The organism is Pantoea sp. CS_6, assembly GCF_041954745.1.
In the GTDB taxonomy this organism is placed as follows: Bacteria; Pseudomonadota; Gammaproteobacteria; order Enterobacterales; family Enterobacteriaceae; genus Pantoea; species Pantoea stewartii.
In genome coordinates this window covers 1-21,454 of record NZ_JAVAYG010000013.1, presented here as the reverse complement: position 1 = coordinate 21,454, position 21,454 = coordinate 1, and the positions used below count along the sequence as shown (strand labels likewise).

The 21,454-nt window shown below is 52.5% G+C and carries 18 protein-coding genes; 7 read left to right on the top strand and 11 right to left on the bottom strand.

Translation table 11 applies throughout. From position 1 onward, the window contains the following. Positions 1-12 precede the first annotated feature (12 nt). Positions 13-1,692 carry an AsmA family protein gene (locus RAC90_RS17950; RefSeq protein ID WP_033738039.1) on the top strand — a complete coding sequence of 560 codons (1,680 nt, stop codon included), beginning with the start codon at positions 13-15 and terminating at the stop codon, positions 1,690-1,692. Between the two features lie 32 nt (positions 1,693-1,724). On the opposite strand, the gene fabY is transcribed toward RAC90_RS17950, so the two are convergent. From fabY to typA, 5 genes are all read right to left on the bottom strand, one after another. Next, positions 1,725-2,672, bottom strand: coding sequence for a fatty acid biosynthesis protein FabY (gene fabY, locus RAC90_RS17945; RefSeq protein WP_033738037.1), 948 nt, complete (start codon positions 2,670-2,672; stop codon positions 1,725-1,727). A gap of 59 nt (positions 2,673-2,731) precedes the next feature. Beyond that, the gene (gene dtd / locus RAC90_RS17940) at positions 2,732-3,169 is read right to left on the bottom strand and encodes a D-aminoacyl-tRNA deacylase (protein WP_006121336.1); all 438 of its coding nucleotides are present in this window, start codon (positions 3,167-3,169) and stop codon (positions 2,732-2,734) included. Further along, complete coding sequence (locus tag RAC90_RS17935) at positions 3,166-4,035, bottom strand: virulence factor BrkB family protein (protein ID WP_033738033.1); 870 nt, start codon at positions 4,033-4,035, stop codon at positions 3,166-3,168. Before RAC90_RS17935 ends, dtd begins: the two co-directional genes overlap by 4 nt. A 3-nt stretch (positions 4,036-4,038) precedes the next feature. Next, complete coding sequence (gene yihX / locus RAC90_RS17930) at positions 4,039-4,635, bottom strand: glucose-1-phosphatase (protein ID WP_006121333.1); 597 nt, start codon at positions 4,633-4,635, stop codon at positions 4,039-4,041. A gap of 225 nt (positions 4,636-4,860) precedes the next feature. Further along, on the bottom strand, positions 4,861-6,684 hold the full coding sequence (typA, locus tag RAC90_RS17925) for a ribosome-dependent GTPase TypA (protein WP_006121332.1): 1,824 nt from the start codon (positions 6,682-6,684) through the stop codon (positions 4,861-4,863). Between the two features lie 432 nt (positions 6,685-7,116). Here typA and glnA point away from each other — a divergent pair, with 432 nt between their 5' ends. The 3 genes from glnA (at position 7,117) to glnG (ending at position 11,187) form a co-directional block, all read left to right on the top strand. After that, complete coding sequence (gene glnA, locus RAC90_RS17920; protein ID WP_006121331.1) at positions 7,117-8,526, top strand: glutamate--ammonia ligase; 1,410 nt, start codon at positions 7,117-7,119, stop codon at positions 8,524-8,526. A gap of 194 nt (positions 8,527-8,720) precedes the next feature. Then, entirely contained in the window at positions 8,721-9,770 is a 1,050-nt protein-coding gene (gene glnL, locus RAC90_RS17915) for a nitrogen regulation protein NR(II) (RefSeq protein WP_033738029.1), read from the top strand. 7 nt (positions 9,771-9,777) lie between these two features. Continuing rightward, positions 9,778-11,187: a nitrogen regulation protein NR(I) gene (gene glnG, locus RAC90_RS17910; protein ID WP_375124599.1), complete on the top strand. Its 1,410-nt coding sequence runs from the start codon at positions 9,778-9,780 to the stop codon at positions 11,185-11,187. A 36-nt stretch (positions 11,188-11,223) separates the two neighbouring features. Here glnG and hemN read toward each other — a convergent pair whose 3' ends face one another. Together hemN and yihI are read right to left on the bottom strand one after the other, a co-directional pair. Next, positions 11,224-12,597, bottom strand: coding sequence for an oxygen-independent coproporphyrinogen III oxidase (gene hemN / locus RAC90_RS17905; RefSeq protein ID WP_375124598.1), 1,374 nt, complete (start codon positions 12,595-12,597; stop codon positions 11,224-11,226). Between the two features lie 235 nt (positions 12,598-12,832). Next, the gene (yihI, locus tag RAC90_RS17900) at positions 12,833-13,351 is read right to left on the bottom strand and encodes a Der GTPase-activating protein YihI (protein ID WP_039342410.1); all 519 of its coding nucleotides are present in this window, start codon (positions 13,349-13,351) and stop codon (positions 12,833-12,835) included. Between the two features lie 551 nt (positions 13,352-13,902). On the opposite strand from yihI, the gene yihA reads away from it, so the two are divergent. Then, on the top strand, positions 13,903-14,538 hold the full coding sequence (yihA, locus tag RAC90_RS17895; RefSeq protein WP_006121326.1) for a ribosome biogenesis GTP-binding protein YihA/YsxC: 636 nt from the start codon (positions 13,903-13,905) through the stop codon (positions 14,536-14,538). 366 nt (positions 14,539-14,904) lie between these two features. Here the strand turns inward: yihA and polA are convergent, their stop codons facing one another. The 4 genes from polA to RAC90_RS17875 all read right to left on the bottom strand — a co-directional run bounded on the left by polA (position 14,905) and on the right by RAC90_RS17875 (position 20,031). Further along, entirely contained in the window at positions 14,905-17,688 is a 2,784-nt protein-coding gene (gene polA, locus RAC90_RS17890) for a DNA polymerase I (RefSeq protein WP_375124597.1), read from the bottom strand. Positions 17,689-18,068: 380 nt separating this feature from the next. Continuing rightward, the gene (gene dsbA / locus RAC90_RS17885; RefSeq protein WP_006121321.1) at positions 18,069-18,698 is read right to left on the bottom strand and encodes a thiol:disulfide interchange protein DsbA; all 630 of its coding nucleotides are present in this window, start codon (positions 18,696-18,698) and stop codon (positions 18,069-18,071) included. A 25-nt stretch (positions 18,699-18,723) separates the two neighbouring features. Continuing rightward, on the bottom strand, positions 18,724-19,710 hold the full coding sequence (locus RAC90_RS17880; protein ID WP_375124596.1) for a serine/threonine protein kinase: 987 nt from the start codon (positions 19,708-19,710) through the stop codon (positions 18,724-18,726). 45 nt (positions 19,711-19,755) lie between these two features. After that, entirely contained in the window at positions 19,756-20,031 is a 276-nt protein-coding gene (locus RAC90_RS17875; RefSeq protein ID WP_006121318.1) for a YihD family protein, read from the bottom strand. Positions 20,032-20,102: 71 nt separating this feature from the next. Between RAC90_RS17875 and mobA the strand changes: the two genes are divergently transcribed. Together mobA and mobB are read left to right on the top strand one after the other, a co-directional pair. Further along, a complete protein-coding gene (gene mobA, locus RAC90_RS17870) occupies positions 20,103-20,693 on the top strand; it encodes a molybdenum cofactor guanylyltransferase MobA (protein ID WP_033738021.1) in 591 nt (196 codons plus the stop codon). Next, positions 20,675-21,184, top strand: coding sequence for a molybdopterin-guanine dinucleotide biosynthesis protein MobB (gene mobB / locus RAC90_RS17865; RefSeq protein ID WP_039342398.1), 510 nt, complete (start codon positions 20,675-20,677; stop codon positions 21,182-21,184). Before mobA ends, mobB begins: the two co-directional genes overlap by 19 nt. The last annotated feature ends 270 nt before the right edge of the window (positions 21,185-21,454 follow it).

Sequence of the window (21,454 nt, the reverse complement as noted above, 5' to 3'; positions counted from 1 at the left end):
GGGAAGGATACGATGAAATTTATAGGAAAGTTTTTCCTCACCTTATTGTTACTGCTGCTGTTTGCGCTGATCGTCGTCTATGTTCTGCTGCAAACTCAGTGGGGCGCGGGCTGGTTTAGCCGTTGGGTGAGTGATAAAACAGAATGGCATCTGTCGCTGAGCAAAATTGAGCACAATTTTTCTTCACCTACGCACATTATTCTGGATGACTTCAGCTTTGGTCATGACGGCCAACCTGCCGTACTGGTGGCCAAACGCGTCGACCTTGGCATCGCCCTGTTACAGTTCAGCGATCCGTTTCATTTTGCCAGCATAGAATTACGCGACGGCGAGGTAAACCTTGCTAACCTGGCGAACAAAAGCGCACTGCCCATGCAGGCAAACCGCCTGCAGTTAAACAACATGCGCATCGACAGCCCTGCCTCAGCGCTACCGCTGGCGGCACAGCAGGTGAATGGCGGCATTGTGCCCTGGCATCCGCAGGCCGGTGATTTGCTGGGTCGTGATGCGCAGTTCCAGATGAGCGCGGCCAGGATGACGCTCAACAGCGTTGACGGTGAAAACGTGCTGATTCAGGGTAATGTGTCCCAGGGCCGCATGGTATTTAGCAACATTGGGGCGGACTTAGCACGCGGTTCAATGACCGGTAACGGTGAGCGCGACGCGCAGGGTAACTGGAAGATTAATCAACTGCGCCTGAACGATATCCGTCTGCAAACGGCGCATACGCTTGTCGATTTCCTGAAACCGTTTGAAGAAGTACCCTCAGTTACGCTCAACCGGGTTGATATTACCGATGCCCGGCTCCAGGGCCCTGACTGGGCGGTGACCGATCTCGATCTGACGCTGAAAAATCTGAGCTGGAAGGGCCGGGACTGGCAGAGCCAGGACGGATCGCTGGCCATGAATGCCGGTAACTTTATTAACGGGCGCTTCGAACTTAACGATCCCATCATCAACATGGATTTCTCGCCTCAGGGGATTGCCCTGACGCAGTTCAGCTCGCGCTGGGCCAATGGCGTTATCCGGGCTGACGGCAACTGGTCACGTCAGGATAAACGGTTAACGCTGAATAATCTGGCGGTGGCCGGGCTGGAATATACCTTGCCTCAGAACTGGCGGGCGTTATGGCAGGATGCCCTGCCTGACTGGCTGGATGCCGTAACCGTGACGCGCTTTACCTCGAACCGCAATTTACTGATCGATATTAATCCGGCCTTCCCTTTCCAGCTCACTTCACTGGATGGCAGCGGCGAAAATCTGCAGCTGGCCCGTCAGCATCAATGGGGAATCTGGTCAGGTAAGCTGAGTCTGAACGCGGCGGAGTCGACCTTCAATCGTACCGATTTACGTCATCCTTCTGTCGCACTGGAGGCTGATGAACAACAAATTAAGGTGACAGAGCTCAGTGCGTTTAGTGGTAAAGGGTTGCTGGAAGGCACGGCGACCATAGGGCAGCAGGCTGATCGACCTGTCAGCCTGAACCTGACGGGACGCGGCGTGCCCGTTAATGTTCTGCAAAACTGGGGCTGGCCGGCGCTTCCCTTGCAGGGTGACAGCAATTTGCAGCTGCGCCTGAACGCCTCACTGAAAGCGAATCAGCCGCTGGCCCCGTCGGTTAACGCGACACTGTCCGTAACCACAGACAGCCAGCAGCTACAGCAGAGCATGCAGGCCGGACAGGTCCGCTAACGCACACAGGGCCGCAATAGCGGCCCTGTGATTTAATTGATACGCGCGCCGGAGCCGCCCTCTTCCAGTGGTCCGTCGGGATCCACCGGCAACACGATGTAAACCGCTTCAAATACCGCGCCACACTCATCATCGCCAAACAGCTGCACTTCAAGCTGAACACGGGCTTTGCGTCCGCGCGCCAGGCGATCAAGATCGCCACTCAGTGAGCCAAGATCGGCAATAGCACCGGGTTTACCGGTAATCGGACGACTGTAGCGTATGTGCGCGTCGGCCAGAATAATGGTGCCGCCCAGATGGCGCTCCCGCAGTAACAGCCAGATCAGCCCCCAGCCGGTGAGCGTAGCCAGTGAAAACAGGCTTCCGGCAAACAACGTATGGTGCGGATTTTGGTTGCCGGTTTCCGGCATGGTGGTAATAAACTTCTGCCCGGTATATTGCAGGATGCGCACGCCCATTTTTTCACTCAGAGGAATGTGCTCATACCAGGCCTGTTGTAACTGCCCGCACCAGTCCGCACGGTGCAGAATATCGTCCAGTGTGACGACCGGCTTGATCATCAGAAAGTGGCGCACCGGCGTCGTCTGCGGTGCGGTAATCTCGCCCTGATTCAGGTAGCCAAGTTTAGCGAAGAACGCCACCGCATCTTCTCGTGCGCTACAGGTCACGCGCTTCACACCTTCCTGACGCGCAACGGACTCCAGCGTCATCGCCACCAGCGTGCCGAGGCCTTTGCCCTGTACGGTGGGATGAACGGCCAAAAAACGGATAGCCGCTTCGTTATCAGCATTGATATAGAGCCGTCCTACTGCAACCGGCTTGCCCTGTTCATCCACCACCATTTGATGATGCGCTAATGCATCCCAGGCATCGCGTTCAGAACCCTGAGGCTGATGCAGCGGCTTTCGTAACATTTCCCAGCGGAACTGATAATACATATCCAGCTCTTCCGCCGTTTGTGGCACACGAAGATGATACATAAAATGGTTCTCTCGTTCTGATGCGGGGTTGCCGAGGCGAAGCCGTGCGAAATGAGGCGTCATACCTGTAACCAGAACGTCACCGGACCGTCGTTGACCAGAGCAACCTGCATATCGGCAGCAAAACGGCCATTGGCGGTCGTGACATCATGACGGCGACAACACGCGCTGAAATACTCATATAACCGCTCCGCTTCCTGCGGCGCGGCGCCACCGGAAAAAGAGGGCCGCATGCCCTTTTGCGTATCGGCAGCCAGGGTGAACTGTGATACCACCAGCACGCTTCCGCCAGCCTGTTTGACGTTCAGGTTCATCTTGCCCTGTTCATCGCTAAAAATACGGTAGCCCAGTACGCGCTCCGCCAGTCGTTCAGCGCGCTTTTCGTCATCACCTTTTTCAACGCCTAACAGAATCAATAATCCCTGCCCGATCTCACCCACGACCGCATGATCAATGCTGACGCTGGCACGCTGAACGCGTTGAATTAAAGCAATCATCCGTCCTCTCGTTCTTTTTCTCTTTCCTGCCGTTTGAACTGGCGATAGTCATCTAAGGTAACCGTAATTTCGGCACCGAGCAAAACGATGCACCAGGTCCAGTACACCCACAGGAAAAGAATGGGGATCACCGCCAGCACGCCATAGATTAACTGATACGTCGGGAACATCGTAACATACAGCGCAAACCCCTTTTTCCCCAGTTCAAACAGCAACCCGGCGACCAGCGCCCCCGTCAGCGCATCGCGAGAAGGCACCCGCTGCGTTGGGACAATACTGTACAGCAACCAAAATGACAGCCACGACAGAAGCAAGGGAAAGAAACGCAGCGTCTGATCGACCAGGCTGGTCACCCCCGTCACGTTTATCCATTTCAGCGACAGCAGGTAAGAGCTGATGGCTAAACTGGCACCAGCCAGCAACGGCCCAAGCGTCAATATCATCCAGTAGACGGCAAAGGAATAGACCAGCGGGCGCTTTTTATGACTGCGCCAGATAGCATTCAGAGCCGAATCGACAGAATGCATCAACAGCAGCGCCGTGACAATCAGCCCCACGGCGCCCACGGCGGTCATGCGGTGCACGTTAGCCACAAACTGCTCAAGGTAACGCTGCAACGTGTTCCCCGCAGCAGGCATAAAGTTGGCAAAAATAAAGTTTTTAAGCTGGACGCTGATATCAGAAAACACAGGAAACGCGGCAAACAGCGCAAAAACTACGGCGATCAGCGGCACCAGCGCCAGTAGCGACACAAAGGCCAGGTTGCCCGCCTGTGTCGTCATGGCATCATTATCAATGCGCTTCCAGAGCAGCTTAAGCCACAGCCAGAAGGCATGAAACCTGGGGCGAAAACGATGTAACTTCATGGCTTAAGGCTGACCCGCGAACCAGTCGGGCACGGTTTTACTGTCGGTCACCAGCACGCTGGTAATGCCTAATGCGCGCGCACCTTCAATATTGGCGGCATTGTCGTCGAAGAAGACGGCCTGATCGGCACTGAATCCTTCCGCATCCAGTACGTGCTGATAAATGCGGGCTTCAGGTTTACGCATGCCCAGTTCCTGGGACAGATAAATCTTGTCAGCCGCCTGCTGCACATCAGGATACTGGGTCGGCCAGAAGGTGCAATGCAGTGCATTGGTATTCGACAATATCACCACCCGATGTCCCGCCTGGCGTAGCTGATTCATCAGCGCCAGCGTATCCGGACGCACCCCCACAAAGATAGCCTGCCAGCCCGCAGCAAACTGTTCATAGCTCAGCGCAATCTCCAGTTTTTCACATAAGGCTTCTGCAAAGGCTTCATCGCTGATTTCACCGCGCTCATGCTGCTCAAAAGCCGCATCCATTTGAAAATGACTTTGAAGCGATGCCAGCGGTACGCGGCTGAGGTCACTCCAGACGCCCAACACGCGGTTAAAGTCGATATCGATAATCACATTGCCCAAATCAAAGATATACAGCATGGTGCCTCCTTTGGTTCCCTGGATCATTCACTCTAGCGGTAAAAGTGCGGCCTGAACAGGCGGCCCGGACGAGAAAATTACACACTTTAAATTAAGGTACGACAGGACAAAGTGGGAAGGGGACAAAGAAGAAGTTACAGGCTGGTTTAGACTGGATTTAACTGAGCTGGTAAAAACCCCGGACAAAAAAAAGCCCCGTTAAAACGGGGCTTTATTACTACGCGATTAGGCGTCTTTACCGCCGCGTGAAGCACGCTTACGGTCGTTCTCAGTCAGGTGACGTTTACGGATACGCACTGACAGAGGCGTAACTTCGACCAGTTCGTCATCATCAATGAACTCGATTGCCTGTTCCAGCGTCATTTTCTGCGGTGGAACCAGTGTGGTGGCTTCGTCAGTACCGGAAGCACGCATGTTAGTCAGCTTCTTACCGGTCAGGCAGTTCACGGTCAGGTCGTTAGAACGGCTGTGAATACCGATGATCTGGCCTTCATAAACTTCCGCGCCATGGCCCAGGAACAGCTTACCGCGATCCTGCAGACCGAACAGGGCGAACGCTACCGCTTTACCCTGGCCGTTAGAGATCAGAACGCCGTTCTGACGCTGACCCACTTCGCCCGGACGAATATCGTCGTAGTGGCTGAAGGTGGAGTACAGCAGACCTGTACCTGATGTCATGGTCATAAATTCGTTACGGAAACCGATCAGACCACGGCTTGGGATGACGTAGTCAAGACGTACGCGGCCTTTGCCATCTGGATCCATATTTTTCAGGTCGCCTTTACGCTCGCCCATGGCCTGCATAACGGAACCCTGATGCGTTTCTTCGATATCCAGCGTCACGTTCTCGAATGGCTCTTGTTTACGGCCTTCGAATTCGCGGAAGATAACTTTCGGACGGGATACCGCCAGTTCGAAACCTTCACGACGCATGTTCTCGATCAGTACAGACAGATGCAGCTCACCACGGCCCGATACGCGGAACGCGTCAGCATCTTCGGTCTCTTCCACACGCAGTGCCACGTTGTGAACCAGTTCTTTGTTCAGACGCTCAAGGATCTGACGTGAGGTCACGTACTTACCTTCTTTACCGCAGAACGGTGAGGTGTTGACGTTGAAGAACATGGTTACCGTTGGCTCATCCACGCTCAGGGCTGGCAGCGCCTGCACATTCTGCGGATCGCAAATGGTGTCAGAAATGTTCAGTTCACCCAAACCGGTGATCGCAATGATGTCGCCCGCTTCTGCCAGGTCGCTGTCAATACGCTCCAGCCCCAGGTGAGTCAGCACTTTACCCACTTTACCGTTACGGGTTTTGCCTTCGCTGTCTACGATGGTGACTTGCTGGTTAGGCTTCACTTTACCGCGCTTGATGCGGCCGATACCGATCACGCCCAGATAGTTGTTGTAGTCCAGCTGAGAGATTTGCATCTGCAGCGGCGCTTCGACTTCAACCTGTGGAGGTGAAACGTGGTCAACGATTGCCTGATACAGCGGGGTCATATCGTCAGCCATGTCGGTGTGATCCAGACCGGCAATACCATTCAGCGCAGAGGCGAAAATGATAGGGAAATCGAGCTGCTCGTCCGTTGCATCCAGGTTAACGAACAGGTCAAACACCTGATCAACAACCCAGTCAGGACGTGCGCCAGGGCGGTCAACTTTGTTGATAACCACAATCGGCTTCAAACCATGCGCGAACGCTTTTTTGGTAACGAAGCGGGTTTGCGGCATAGGGCCATCCATCGCATCTACAACCAACAGTACCGAATCCACCATAGACATTACGCGTTCAACTTCACCACCGAAGTCGGCGTGTCCTGGGGTATCAACGATGTTGATACGGTAGTCGTTCCATTTAATGGCGGTATTTTTTGCGAGGATGGTAATCCCACGCTCTTTCTCCAAATCATTGGAGTCCATCACGCGCTCGGTGGCTTCAGTACGGGCATCAAAAGTACCAGACTGTTGCAGCAGTTTATCAACCAGGGTGGTCTTTCCATGGTCAACGTGCGCGATGATGGCGATGTTACGCAAATTTTCGATCACAGCTTTTTTGCCTCAGGCATTAGAAATAACGCGGTATTGTACACGGATTAAGCGGGAGACTGAACACGATCACACTTTTCACTGAAAGTTTATTGCATTGTCGCAAAATCGCACTAATAGCCGTGCAAAAATTGCACTGCAATGATGTTTTGCACCAAAATGGTGCTCATTTTCAACATCAATGCACATAAAAAGTGCAGTGCAACTATCATGGTGCACGTCTTTTATGACAAAAAGGTGCATGACAGCGCGATTTTGTGCAAAGAAATAAAGTTGGCACAGAATTCGCTTTGTATTATCCAGATGAAAACGACGTAAGACAACGGTTGCAGAGCTGGTCGGGATCAGACTGAGGTATGGCTGACACATGTCGCACATTTCCTCACCCGGTTCTCACCATGTAGACAATGACCATTTCCAGGAGAGTTGAGTATGTCCGCTGAACACGTTCTCTCGATGATGAACGAGCACGAAGTTAAGTTTGTTGACCTGCGTTTTACCGATACCAAAGGTAAAGAACAGCACGTTACTATTCCGGCTCACCAGGTTAACGCTGACTTCTTCGAAGAAGGCAAAATGTTCGATGGCTCTTCCATCGGCGGCTGGAAAGGCATTAACGAATCAGACATGGTACTGATGCCGGATGCAACCACGGCAGTTATGGATCCGTTCTTTGAAGATTCAACACTGATCATTCGCTGTGACATCCTTGAGCCTGGCACCATGCAAGGCTATGACCGCGATCCACGCTCTATCGCAAAGCGCGCTGAAGACTATCTGCGTTCTTCAGGCATCGCTGATACCGTTCTGTTTGGACCCGAGCCAGAATTCTTCCTGTTCGACGATATCCGTTTCGGTTCGTCAACCTCTGGTTCGCACGTCGCTATCGATGATATCGAAGCGGCCTGGAACACCGGCAAAGAATACGAAGGCGGTAACAAAGGTCACCGTCCAGGTCTGAAAGGCGGCTACTTCCCGGTTCCACCGGTCGATTCATCACAGGACATCCGTTCTGCTATGTGTCTGACAATGGAGCAAATGGGTCTGGTTGTTGAAGCTCATCACCACGAAGTTGCGACAGCGGGTCAGAACGAAGTGGCAACCCGCTTCAATACCATGACCAAAAAAGCTGACGAAATTCAGATCTACAAATATGTTGTGCACAACGTGGCGCATGCTTACGGCAAAACGGCAACCTTTATGCCGAAGCCAATGTTTGGTGACAACGGTTCAGGTATGCACTGCCACATGTCTCTGTCTAAAGGCGGACAAAACCTGTTCTCTGGTGACAAATACGGCGGCCTGTCTGAAACCGCGCTGTTCTACATCGGCGGTATCATCAAGCACGCAAAAGCAATCAACGCCCTGGCCAACCCAACCACCAACTCTTACAAGCGTCTGGTTCCGGGTTATGAAGCACCGGTTATGCTGGCTTACTCTGCCCGTAACCGTTCTGCATCAATCCGTATCCCGGTTGTTGCCAGCCCGAAAGCACGTCGTATTGAAGCGCGCTTCCCGGACCCAGCGGCTAACCCGTACCTGGCGTTTACTGCACTGCTGATGGCTGGCCTGGATGGCATCATCAACAAAATCCATCCTGGTGATGCGATGGATAAAAACCTGTATGACCTGCCACCGGAAGAAGAAGCTGAGATTCCAAAAGTTGCAGGTTCACTGGAAGAAGCGCTGAATGCACTGAACGAAGACCGCGAGTTCCTGACCCGTGGCGGCGTCTTCACTGACGACGCGATCGATGCTTACATCGAGCTGCGTAAATCAGAGAACGACCGTGTGCGCATGACGCCACATCCGGTTGAGTTCGAACTGTACTACAGCGTCTAATTTCAGAGTCAGCAAAATGGGTGCCGCATTGAAAGATTGCAATTGCGGCACGCTTAACCTGAAACGTTTTTTTGTTGCCGTGGAAACTTTAGCCCATCTTCGGATGGGCTTTTTTCTCCGCGAATTCATCGTTCATTCGCTTTAATTCCGGCTTAAAGACTACAATGCACTAAATTAGTGCAGAGGAACGCTGTATGGCAACTGCCTCCCTGCCCGACGCCGGGCAGATTCTCAATACCTTAATCAACAGTATTTTGTTGGTGGATACCGATTTGGCGATCCATTATGCCAACCCGGCGGCACAGCAATTACTGGCGCAAAGCTCACGTAAATTGTTCGGCACGCCGTTACCTGAATTAACCGGCTACTTTTCGCTGAATGTCGAGGTCATGCGCGAGAGTCTTGAGGCGGGCCAGGGCTTTACTGACAGCGAAGTTACTCTGGTCGTGGATGGCCGGGCGCACATTATGTCGCTCACGGCACAGCGCCTGCCTGATGGGTTGATTCTGCTGGAAATGGCACCGATGGATAATCAGCGTCGCCTGAGTCAGGAACAGCTGCAGCATGCTCAGCAGGTGGCCGCACGCGATCTGGTCCGCGGGCTGGCCCATGAGATTAAAAACCCGCTAGGTGGATTGCGCGGCGCGGCGCAGCTTTTGTCACGCGCCCTGCCGGACCCTGCCCTGAATGAATATACCAAAGTCATTATTGAACAGGCAGACCGCCTGCGAAATCTGGTTGATCGCTTACTGGGGCCGCAACAGCCCGGTATGCATATTACCCAGAGTATTCATCAGGTAGCGGAACGTGTCGTTAACCTGGTTTCGATGGAGCTGCCAGAAAACGTATCGCTGGTTCGCGATTACGATCCCAGCCTGCCGGAATTACCGCACGATCCCGATCAAATTGAGCAGGTTTTGCTGAACGTCGTGCGCAATGCGCTGCAGGCGTTAGGCGAAGACGGCGGCACAATCGTGATTCGAACCCGTACAGCCTTCCAGTTAACGCTGCATGGCACACGTTATCGTCTGGTTGCCCGCATTGATATCGAAGATGACGGCCCCGGTATTCCAGCCCAGCTACAGGATACGCTGTTCTATCCAATGGTAAGCGGACGGGAAGGCGGTACCGGCTTAGGCCTTTCTATTGCCCGTAGCCTGATTGATCAGCATTCGGGAAAAATTGAGTTCAACAGTTGGCCGGGTCATACCGAGTTTTCGGTTTACCTGCCTATTCGCCAGTGAGGTTTCTATGCAACGAGGGATAGTCTGGATCGTCGATGACGATAGCTCCATCCGCTGGGTGCTTGAACGCGCGCTCACTGGAGCCGGTTTAAGCTGTGCCACTTTTGACAGCGCGAACGACGTGCTCAATGCACTCGCAACAAAAACCCCGGACGTTTTATTGTCTGATATCCGTATGCCGGGTATGGACGGGCTGGCTCTGCTAAAACAAATCAAGCAGCGCCATCCCATGCTTCCTGTCATCATCATGACAGCGCATTCCGACCTGGATGCCGCGGTAAGCGCCTATCAGCAAGGCGCGTTCGATTACCTGCCCAAACCGTTCGATATCGACGAAGCGGTCGCACTGGTTGAACGTGCCATCAGTCACTATCAGGAGCAACAGCAGCCACGTCATCAACCGGTAAGCGGCCCCACCACCGATATTATCGGTGAAGCGCCCGCCATGCAGGACGTGTTCCGTATTATCGGCCGTCTCTCCCGTTCGTCGATTAGCGTGCTGATCAACGGGGAATCGGGTACAGGTAAAGAGTTGGTAGCGCACGCACTGCACCGCCACAGTCCTCGCAGTAAAGCGCCGTTTATTGCCCTCAACATGGCGGCGATCCCTAAGGATTTAATTGAGTCGGAACTGTTTGGCCATGAAAAAGGGGCCTTTACCGGTGCGAATCAGATTCGTCAGGGACGCTTTGAACAGGCCGACGGCGGGACGCTGTTTTTAGATGAAATTGGTGATATGCCGCTGGATGTTCAGACGCGCCTGTTGCGCGTACTGGCAGACGGGCAGTTTTACCGCGTCGGTGGCTATGCTCCGGTTAAAGTGGACGTGCGCATCATTGCCGCTACGCACCAGAACCTTGAACTGCGGGTACAGGAAGGCAAGTTCCGTGAAGACTTGTTTCACCGCCTGAATGTCATCCGTGTGCATTTGCCGCCGCTGCGTGAGCGTCGTGAAGATATTCCCCGTCTGGCCCGTTATTTCCTGCAGGTGGCCGCACGCGAGCTTGGTGTGGAAGCCAAGATCCTGCATGCGGAGACCGAGACCGCGCTGACCCGTTTGCACTGGTCGGGTAACGTGCGTCAGTTGGAGAATACCTGCCGTTGGTTAACGGTGATGGCCGCCGGTCAGGAAGTGCTGATTCAGGATTTACCACCGGAGCTATTCGAATCCAGTACGCCGGAAAGCCCCACGCAGTCGCTTCCCGACAGCTGGGCAACCCTGCTGGCACAATGGGCCGATCGTGCCTTGCGTTCCGGTCATCAAAACCTGCTGTCAGAAGCACAGCCGGAAATGGAACGCACGCTTCTGACGACTGCACTGCGCCACACGCAGGGTCACAAACAGGAAGCCGCGCGTTTGCTGGGTTGGGGAAGGAATACGCTGACGCGTAAGCTGAAAGAGCTGGGCATGGAATAAGCGATTCCGCCGGAACAGCCTGTGCTGTTCCGGCGGTTAAATCACACGCGAATAGGGCTGTGTTTGCGTCTTTTGTCGCAGATAAGCATCAAAACACATACAAATATGGCGAATCAGCAGTCGTCCTGTTCCTGTCACTTTCAGGCCTGTCGCGTTTTGCACCACCAGCCCATCCGCAATCAGCGGTTTTAACCGCGCCAGCTCTTCGGCAAAATAGCTGTCGAAGGTGATATTCCACTGCGTTTCTGTCGCGCTGAAATCGAGCGCAAAGTTGCAGATAAGCGTTTTGATCACATCGCGGCGCAGGCAATCGTCCTGACTGAGCGTGAATCCCCGCCACAAGGCATGGCCCTGTTTTTCAACCTGGCTGTACCATTCATTCAGGCTTTTCTGGTTTTGCGCGTAGCGGTCGCCGATCATGCTAATGGCGGAGACGCCCAGACCGAGTAAATCGCAGTCGCCCTGGGTGGTATAACCCTGAAAATTGCGGTGCAGGTTCCCCTCGCGCTGAGCCACCGCCAGCTCGTCCTGCGGTTTAGCAAAGTGGTCCATACCGATGAACTGGTAGCCATGCCGGGTGAGCGTTGTAATGCTCTGCTGCAGGATAGCCAGCTTCTGTTGCGCCGAGGGCAGTTCATTTTCTTTAATTTTTCGCTGTGCGGCAAAGAGTGACGGAAGATGCGCATAGTTAAAAACGCTCAGTCGATCGGGATCCAGCGCGATAACCCGCTGCAGCGTAAAAGCAAAGCTTTCCGGTGTTTGCAGCGGCAGACCGTAAATCAGGTCGATGCTGGTTGAACGAAACCCCTGCTCACGTGCCCGTGCCATCAGGGCAAAAATCACGTCCTCATCCTGCACCCGGTTAACTCGTTCCTGCACCGCCTTGTTAAAGTCCTGTACGCCCATGCTCAGGCGATTAAAACCGCACGTCCGGAGATGATCGATCATCTCCAGTTCAATTTCACGCGGATCGACCTCGATCGACATCTCCGCGTCATCCTCGAAGGTGAAATGCTGTTTCAGCAGCGCCACCAGCCGGCTAACCTGCTGCTTATTCAAAAATGTCGGCGTGCCGCCGCCCCAGTGCAGTTGAGTGACGCGACGATCACGAAACAGTGGCGCGCGGGCGACAATCTCCTGTTCCAGCGCGTTCAGATAGCGGTCGGCTTTATGTAAGTGACGCGTGACAACCTTATTGCAGCCACAGAAATAGCACAGGCGATGACAGAACGGGATATGAACATAGAGCGACAGCGCGCGTTGCGGATAACGTTCAGTGGCACGGTGAAAATCAGCGTCTGTAAAGGTCTCGCTGAACGCTAGCGCGGTGGGATAAGAGGTATAGCGCGGACCCGCCGCATTGTATTTTTCAATTAATGCCTGGTCCCAGTCGATTTGTGTCGCTGACATGCTGACTCCTTCCGTTTACCTCGCTGTGGGAAAGGCCGCGATGCAGAAGGAAAGAGAGGAGTGCGGGAGGAAACCCGCCGTAAACGCTGCTTCAGACGCGACAGTCGTTGTAGTTTAAACAATAACCACAGGAGATAACATGTCATCAAAAGCACGAAAATTGATCCAGGCCAAAACATTGTCGTTTACCTGTTAATCCAGGCATGCGCATTTACGCATGCCGATCAAAGACGGCTTAATTCCCTTTAAGCAGGCGGTACATATCTTCTTCCGCCTCCGGATCGTCTTCCTCGTCCATCGCGATGCCGAGCTGTTCCATCAGTTCATCAATGCGATCCAGCGTGACATCAAGCCAGCCCTGATCCTCAGATGACAGCGTTTCGCCTTTCTCAAGGCGGTCCAGTAGCGCATCAAGACGCTCGCTGTTCTCTAACTGCGCCAGCTCTTCTTCCGGTGTCAGCACCACTTTCTGCTTCGCCGGTTTTGCCGTCACTTTTTTGGTTTTTGCGGGTGCAGCGTTGTCGTCAACGATTAACGACACCGGCTTTTTACTGCCGATACGCGGATCTTTTGCCGGGGCCGCTTGCTTACCGTTGCTGCTCTGCGCTTGCGGGTTAGCACGGCTGCCTGACGCATGGCCACGATGCTTTTTATCGCGTTTACGATCGCGCGCTTCGTTATTGATCTCTTCACGCGATTTACGTTTTGCTTTGGCGACAGGCTTGCCCTTCGCCGCGCTTGCAGGTTGCTTCATAATCTTGGGTTCCGGTGTTTTTTATTCAGTATAGAATTGCGGCGAAATCTAGCAGAAACCAGACAAAGAAAAAAGGCGACAGCTCAAGCTGTCGCCTTATTTCATACCTTCGGCAGAAGGAATCATGTTTCAAATCCGTTTCGGCTCACAACATCCCGGTTAATCCTGCGCCTGCTCAACTCCGGAGCTCATCCTTTTCCTTTTCTGGTCCGCAATCCCTGACCATTTCCTTTCCTCTCGCTCTTCGTTATCCCAACGTTCCTGAGCGCATCATCCTGATGAATGCTGTCCTGCACTGCTGAATAATGTAGACCAATTGGTAAAAGGCTCAAGTAATACTTGTATGGTGTTTGAGCGAAAAACCTATACTTTAGTATAATGCACTGAATTTTAATCATTTATTTTTTTAATTTTTTAATTAAAAAGCGACATAACTTGCAAGATTTATGGCAAATGTCTTACAGGCAGCCCTGAACAATGGTATTGAGCACTTTCCCGCCATAATGCGTATAATCAGCGCCATTGCCCTAATGCGTTTCTGGAGTACTACCTTGTCTGAACTGAATTACCATGTCACCCGCTTCATCCTTAGCGCGCCTGATATCCGCCATTTACCTTCTGATACCGGCATTGAAGTGGCGTTCGCTGGCCGTTCTAATGCGGGGAAATCCAGCGCTTTAAACACGTTAACCAACCAAAAAAGCCTGGCGCGTACCAGTAAAACGCCCGGTCGTACGCAGTTGATTAACCTGTTTGAGGTGGCCGAAGGTAAGCGCCTCGTCGATCTACCCGGTTATGGCTATGCCGAAGTACCGGAAGAGATGAAACTCAAGTGGCAGCGGGCACTGGGAGAATATCTGCAAAAACGCCAGGCATTAAAAGGCCTGGTAGTACTGATGGATATTCGTCACCCTCTTAAAGATTTGGATCAGCAAATGATTCAGTGGGCCGTTGACAGCGGTATTCCTGTTTTGCTGCTGCTGACGAAAGCCGACAAGCTCGCATCTGGCGCACGTAAGGCCCAGCTTAATATGGTGAAGGAAGCCTCGCTGGCTTTCATGGGAGATGTGCAGGTGGAGGTTTTCTCATCGCTGAAAAAGATTGGCGTTGATAAAGTGCGCCACAAGCTGAATAGCTGGTTTAGTGAACTGGAACCCGCAGTGGACGATCAGGACAGTGACGCGTAAGGCCGGGCAAAAAGCCCAATAAAAAACGCCCCAGTCACAGAATGACTGGGGCGGCTAAATTCAGCCAAATCCGATTACGTGAAGTAAAAGGTCTGAAAGATAGAACATCTTACCTCTGTACCCTACGCCTCAAACTTTACCTGATTTTTTGTGAGCAACAAAGGTTTTTTTGTTACTCCCATTCATTTTCCGCCACTTTTTTTACTATGCTCGTCACAAAAATGAAGATGACATGTAGTTAAATTATCAAAAAAATGGTGGAGGCAGAGTCAGTCATTCCTTCATGATGCTGAGAAAACCTGAATGGTTGAACGGGCCACGTTTCTCACCGGGCGCTAACGCATCACGTCAGCGCCGGTTGCTTTCCTAGTGTGCCTGCTCCCAGTTATCCCCTACCCCAACTTCAACCAGTAAGGGCACATCCAGCGCCATACTGCCTTCCATTAGCGTACGAATCTGCTTACTGGCCGCTTCAACGGCCTCCTCTTTGATTTCGAACACCAGTTCATCGTGCACCTGCATAATCATCTTCACTGCATCGCTTCGCTGTTCCTGTAACCAGTTATCAACCGCGATCATCGCGCGTTTAATGATATCGGCCGCCGTTCCTTGCATAGGGGCATTGATTGCGGCGCGTTCTGCCGCTTTACGTCGTATCGCATTGCTGGACTTGATGTCAGGCAACCACAGGCGACGCCCATCCAGCGTTTCGACATAACCGTTACTCGCGGCGAGCTGACGCGTATTTTCCATGTAGCGCAGGACGCCTGGATAGCGCTCGAAGTACAGATCCATATATTTCTTCGCCTCACCTGCACCGATATTCAGCTGGCGGGATAAGCCAAATGCACTCATACCGTAGATGAGACCAAAGTTGATGGCCTTCGCGCTGCGACGTTGTTCACCCGTCACCTTACTGAGCGGTACGCCAAATACTTCCGCTGCGGTAGCCCGGTGGATATCTTCTCCCTGCGAGAACGCGTCCAGCAGGCCTTTATCCTGCGACAGATGGGCCATGATACGCAGTTCAATCTGCGAGTAGTCCGCCGCGACGATGCGGTTGCCCTTGCCTGCTACGAAGGCCTGGCGAATGCGGCGTCCTTCGTCATTCCGCACCGGGATGTTTTGCAGATTAGGATCGGTAGACGATAAACGTCCGGTCGCGGTGACGGCCTGATGGTAAGACGTATGCACGCGGCCGGTTACAGGATTGATCATCAACGGCAGCTTATCGGTGTACGTGGACTTGAGTTTTGACAGCCCACGGTGCTCCAGAATGACTTTCGGTAATGGATAGTCCAGCGCCAGCTCTGCCAGCACTTCTTCGCTGGTCGACGGCGCACCACCCGGCGTTTTCTTGGTGGGCTTGATGCCCTGCTTTTCAAACAGGATGACCTGCAGCTGCTTCGTGGAAGAGAGATTAAACGGCTCGCCCGCCAGTTCATGCGCTTCACGTTCCAGTTCAGCAAGGCGCGCTGTCAGCTCTTTTGAGTGCTGCGCTAAGATGGTCTGATCGATCAACACACCATTACGCTCAATGCGCGAAATGACCCTGAGCAACGGCATCTCGATCTGTTCGAACACCTTTTTCGGGCCGGCTTCTTTTTCAAGCTCAGGCCACATCTTCAGGTGCAACTGCAACGTGACGTCAGCATCTTCTGCCGCATAATGCGCAGCCTGCTCAAGGGCAATCTGATTAAACGTAAGCTGATTTTTACCCTTACCGGCGATCTCTTCGAAGGTGACCGTTTTATGATTCAACCAGCGTGCCGACAGGCTGTCCATATCATGTTTGCCCACCACGCTGTTCAGGATGTACGACTCAAGCATGGTGTCATATTTAATGCCTGCTAACTCAATATCGTAGTTCTTAAGGACACCGCGATCGTACTTGAGGTTTTGCCCCACTTTGCTGACATCAGGATCTTCCAGCAGCGGTTTGAGCTGTGCGAGTACCGCATCGCGATCAAGCTGTTCGGGCGCATCAAGATAATCATGCGCGACAGGAAGATAAGCCGCTTCGCCTGGCGCGATGGCGAAACTGAGACCCACAATGTTGGCTGTTAACGTGTCCAGCGCATCGGTTTCAAGGTCAAACGCGAAAACGTCGCTTTTTTTCAGCTTCTCAACCCAGTTGTCCAGCGTTTGCTGATCCAGGATGGTGACATAACCCTCGGCAGACAAGACGCTTGTGGCTTCCGCCTTTACAGGCTCATCGACAAGAACCTGTTGGGCCTGTCGGTTGCTTTTCTTACCCTGCAGCCATTTTCCCTCTTGCAGGTCGGTCAACCAGCGCCTGAACTCGTAACGGCTAAACAGCGCCTGCAAGGCCTGAATATCCGGTTCACCGACGGTGAGCGCCTCACAAGGCTGATCCAGCGCCACATCCGTTTTAATGGTCGCAAGTTGATAGGAGAGAAACGCCACCTCGCGGTTTTGTTCCAGCTTTGTGGCCATAGTTTTGGCACCACGGAATGAAAGATCGGCAACTTTATCGAGATTATCGTAGATCGACTGCATCCCTCCCAGTCCCTGTAGCAGGGCCTGAGCCGTTTTTTCACCCACGCCTGGTACGCCTGGAATGTTATCTGAGCTGTCGCCCATCATCGCCAGAAAATCGATGATCAAGGCGGGTGGCACACCATACTTTTGCTCAACTTCTTCCGGCCCAAGAATGGTGTTAGTCATCGTATTGATTAACGTTATCGCTGGCGTCACCAGCTGCGCCATATCTTTGTCGCCCGTACTGATAAGGACAGAGTAACCCTTTTTTTCCGCTTCTAACGCCAGCGTACCAATCACATCATCCGCTTCGACACCGCTGACGGCCAGCAGAGGCAATCCCATCGCACGCACCATTTCGTGTAACGGCTCAATCTGTGACCGCAGATCGTCGGGCATGGGCGGGCGATGAGATTTGTAATGTTCAAACAGCTCATCCCTGAAGGTTTTGCCTTTAGCATCAAACACCACAGCAACATGTGTAGGGCTGTATTGAACCAACAGGCTTTTAAGCATGTTCAGCACGCCATACATAGCACCGGTAGGCTCTCCTGCACTGTTCGTCAGCGGCGGGAAAGCGTGGTACGCGCGATAAAGATAGGATGAGCCATCAACCAAAATCAGGGGGTTTTCTGCTATTTGCGCCATATGTCTGTGTATTCTTCGTTGCCATGGATTGGTCTATAAGGATGCCACACCTTGGCGAAAAGGGTTAATCAAGACAAACGGGAAGTTGTTTTTTGGTGCTGTAGCCTTTTGGATCGTAACGATCTTCCTGTGGATAACTTTGTGCGTAAAAATCATATCAATCATTTATTTATATCATAGCGATCCCAGCCAGCAATGATAATTATTTAAAATTAGTAACTTAAAACAAAACCGTGATGTGCTCGTGATTTTTGACGGCATGTCTGCTTGTGTGGATAGAAAAACTGTGCTTCTCCAGTCCAGCAGAGATAAGGTGAGTGATGGCAAAAGAAAACGCCAGCGAATGCTGGCGTTTTGCGGAAGATGATAGCAAAAAACGCTTATTTCTTTTCGACCAGGAATTTAACAACGTTGGCATAATCCGCCACGAAGTTTTCCATTGAGCTCGTATCCAGTCCACCGTTATTAACCATGTATTTGCCGTTAATAAAGATAGCGGGAACACCGCGCAGATCCACATCAGCGGCCGCTTTTTGCTGCTGGGCAACCAGCGCTTTTACTGCAAAGCTATTCCAGGCCGAATCATATTGCTCAGAGGTAATGCCTGCGGCTTTGATGAAAACGTCTTTCAGACTGGCGGGATCGGTAATGGTCTGGGTTTTCTGAATACCGTCGAAAATAGGTGCCGTGACTTTATCTTCAACCCCCAGCGCCATGGCCACAGCCCATGCGTGCGTGACAACCGGCCCCAGCTCGCCGCCCAGGAAATCAACATGGTATTTAACCATTTTGGTATCCGCTGGCAGGTTCTTTTTCACCGCATCACTGACATGATAGATTTCTTCAAACTGGTAGCAGTGAGGACAGAAAAAAGAGAAAAACTCCATGACCTGCGGTTCACCGGCAACCGGCTTAGGCAGGCTGACATATTGTTTACCTTCAGAGAATTGTGCAGCAGATGCGCTGAAGGCCAGCACCAAACCCATCAGTGCAAAAAATATTTTCTTCATTGGGGAAAACTCTCCTGACTTGTCATTAAAATTGCGGGGTCAGCTGCAACGGGGGTTCCCGCAACACCTTTTCCTGCTCGATAAACTGCAAAATTTGCCTGCGCCAAAAATCCTCATCGGTCATCCAGGGAAACGCGCGCGGAAAGGCGGGGTCCTGCCAGCGGCGAACAACCCAAGCCAGATAATAAATCATGCGCATCGCACGTAAAGGTTCAATCAGTGACAATTCGTTAATATCGAAGTCACTGAATTCACTATAGGCTTCCAGCAGAATATCCCACTGGATCCGCTGCTCCTGCTTATCGCCGCTGATCAACATCCACAGATCCTGAACGGCCGGGCCATTGCGGGCATCGTCGAGATCGACAAACAGGGGGCCATCCCGCCACAGGATATTGCCTGGGTGGCAATCACCATGTAATCGTAACGGCTGCCAGTTGTCGTGCCAGCATTGACGGAGTGTCATACCCAGCTTATCGACGGCCTCTGACAATGCACTGCGCAGCGACGCGGGCACAAGTTCAGCGTTTGCCAGCACATCCCGGGGCTGATCCAGATATTCATCAAGTCCCATTGAGGGGCGATGCCAGAACAGATTTTTTCGGCCAGTTTGATGCATGCGGCCCAGGAAGCGCCCAACCCATTCCATCTGATCGTCGTTATCGGTTTCATATTGTCGGCCCCCGAGGCTGGGGAAAACCGCAAAGTAAAAACCCGCATGCTGTTGCAACGTATTACCCTTAAGAACCAGGGGCGCAGCAATGGGCACTTCATCGCCGAGTAAATCGTGAGAGAACTGATGCTCCTCAGTAATCTGCTCAGCAGACCAACGCTGTGGTCGGTAAAACTTGGCCACATAGCGCTGCCTGTTATCATCGCTAAACTGATAAACGCGGTTTTCGTAGCTGTTCAGGGCAGTAAGACCGGAGTCTACCCGAATACCTGTTTCCCAAAGCGCATCAAGCAGGACATCTGGATTGAGCGTTTGAAAATTAAAGGCGGCATCACTCATGGTTATCCCTGTGCTTATCTTTACTGTGAACGGCTAAGGATAACACTACTCATCATTTTTAATGACTCCACGTGCACGCAGCAGCGCCGTTTTAAAATCAACTTCATAATCTTTTTTCAGTCCGGGAATCTGATCATGGCTGGCAGAATCACGCATTTTTAGATGATAAATCAATATGTCATCGCTTAATTCACTTAATGGGCCAACGAAACCGGACGCCTGGGCCAGTTTTTGTAAAAATGCCAGCAGGTTAAGATCAGGTTCTTTTTCCCAGGCAGGTTGCAGGAGTTCGAGCAGTTCACTCAGCCGATGCGTTTTCATGATGATTCCTTTATGCAGGTGGTCCGCTGCCGCAATGTGAGTATCGTCCAGATTTGAGTCAGGAGACGAAAATGACAGCAATTACCGGGGTAATCCTTGCAGGTGGACAAGGTCGCCGTATGGGAGGACAGGATAAAGGGTTAATAATGCTGCAAGGTAAACCACTTTATCAGCATGTTCTTCAGCGGTTAAAGCCGCAGGTAGACATTGTGTTAATAAGCGCCAACCGTAACATTGATCGTTATCAGATAAGTGGTTGTCAGGTCGTGGCTGACACCATGCAGGACTATCCCGGACCACTGGCAGGTATGCTGAGCGGTTTGCGAAACAGTCCTACTGAGTGGGTTGCGTTTTGCGCGTGCGATACACCTGATATTCCCGGCGATTTTGTTGCGCGTCTTTGGCAGCAGCGTAACAGCGCACCTGTTGTCTGGGTGCAGTCATCCGAACGTGATCATCCGACTCTGGCGCTGATGAATCGGGCGCTGATCGGCGATCTTGAAGCGGGCTTGTTACGTGGTGAACGCAGGCTTATGCAATTTATGCGTGAACAGGGTGGACATCCCGTACTGTTCAGTGATGCGGAATCAGCTTTCCGCAATATTAATACGCCTGACGATCTGGTTAATCGGGAGAAATCATCATGCCCGTCCCGTTATTAGCAATTGTCGCCTGGAGCGGAACAGGTAAAACCACGCTGCTTGAGCAGGTTATACCGCTGTTGAAAGCGCAGGGAATACGAGCAGGACTGATCAAACATACGCATCATCAGATGGATGTTGATACGCCAGGTAAGGACAGCTATCGGCTGCGAAAAGCCGGTGCCGATCAGGTTATTGTCGCCAGCGATCGGCGCTGGGCGATGATGTGTGAAACGCCAGAGCAGCCCGTTAGTCTAAGAGCGTTAGCCTCACGAATGGATAGTACGCAACTGGATTTGGTGCTAGTGGAAGGCTTCAAAGATGAGCCCGTGCCCAAAATCGTGCTTTGGCGATCGGGTGTTAAAGGGGAGTTGGTCGATCTGCTGGATGAGCATGTCGTGGCGGTTGTCACTGACGACCTTTCGCGTAAGCCGGATGTGCCCACCGTGGATATGAACCAGCCCGGAGAGGTTGCTGCGTTTATCATGACATGGCTGGAAAAGGCCAGTTAAGGGAACGAGATACAAGGCGCGTTATCTCTGACAGGTATCGGCTGAGACGTCGTATAGGGTTGTACGAGGGCGGCGTCGGAAGATAAACGTCATGACGGCCGCATACATGCAGAGGCAAGGTAAACGGTCAGGGCAGGACCAGGGAGGAGACCGGCAGGCAGCAACAGAGATCTGACCTGAAGCCCGCAGAGGCCCGGCAGCCCCCGCCCTCCCCGGACGCCGGACGTAAAAAAGCCCCGTACTTCCGTACGGGGCTTTTTTACTTTATTG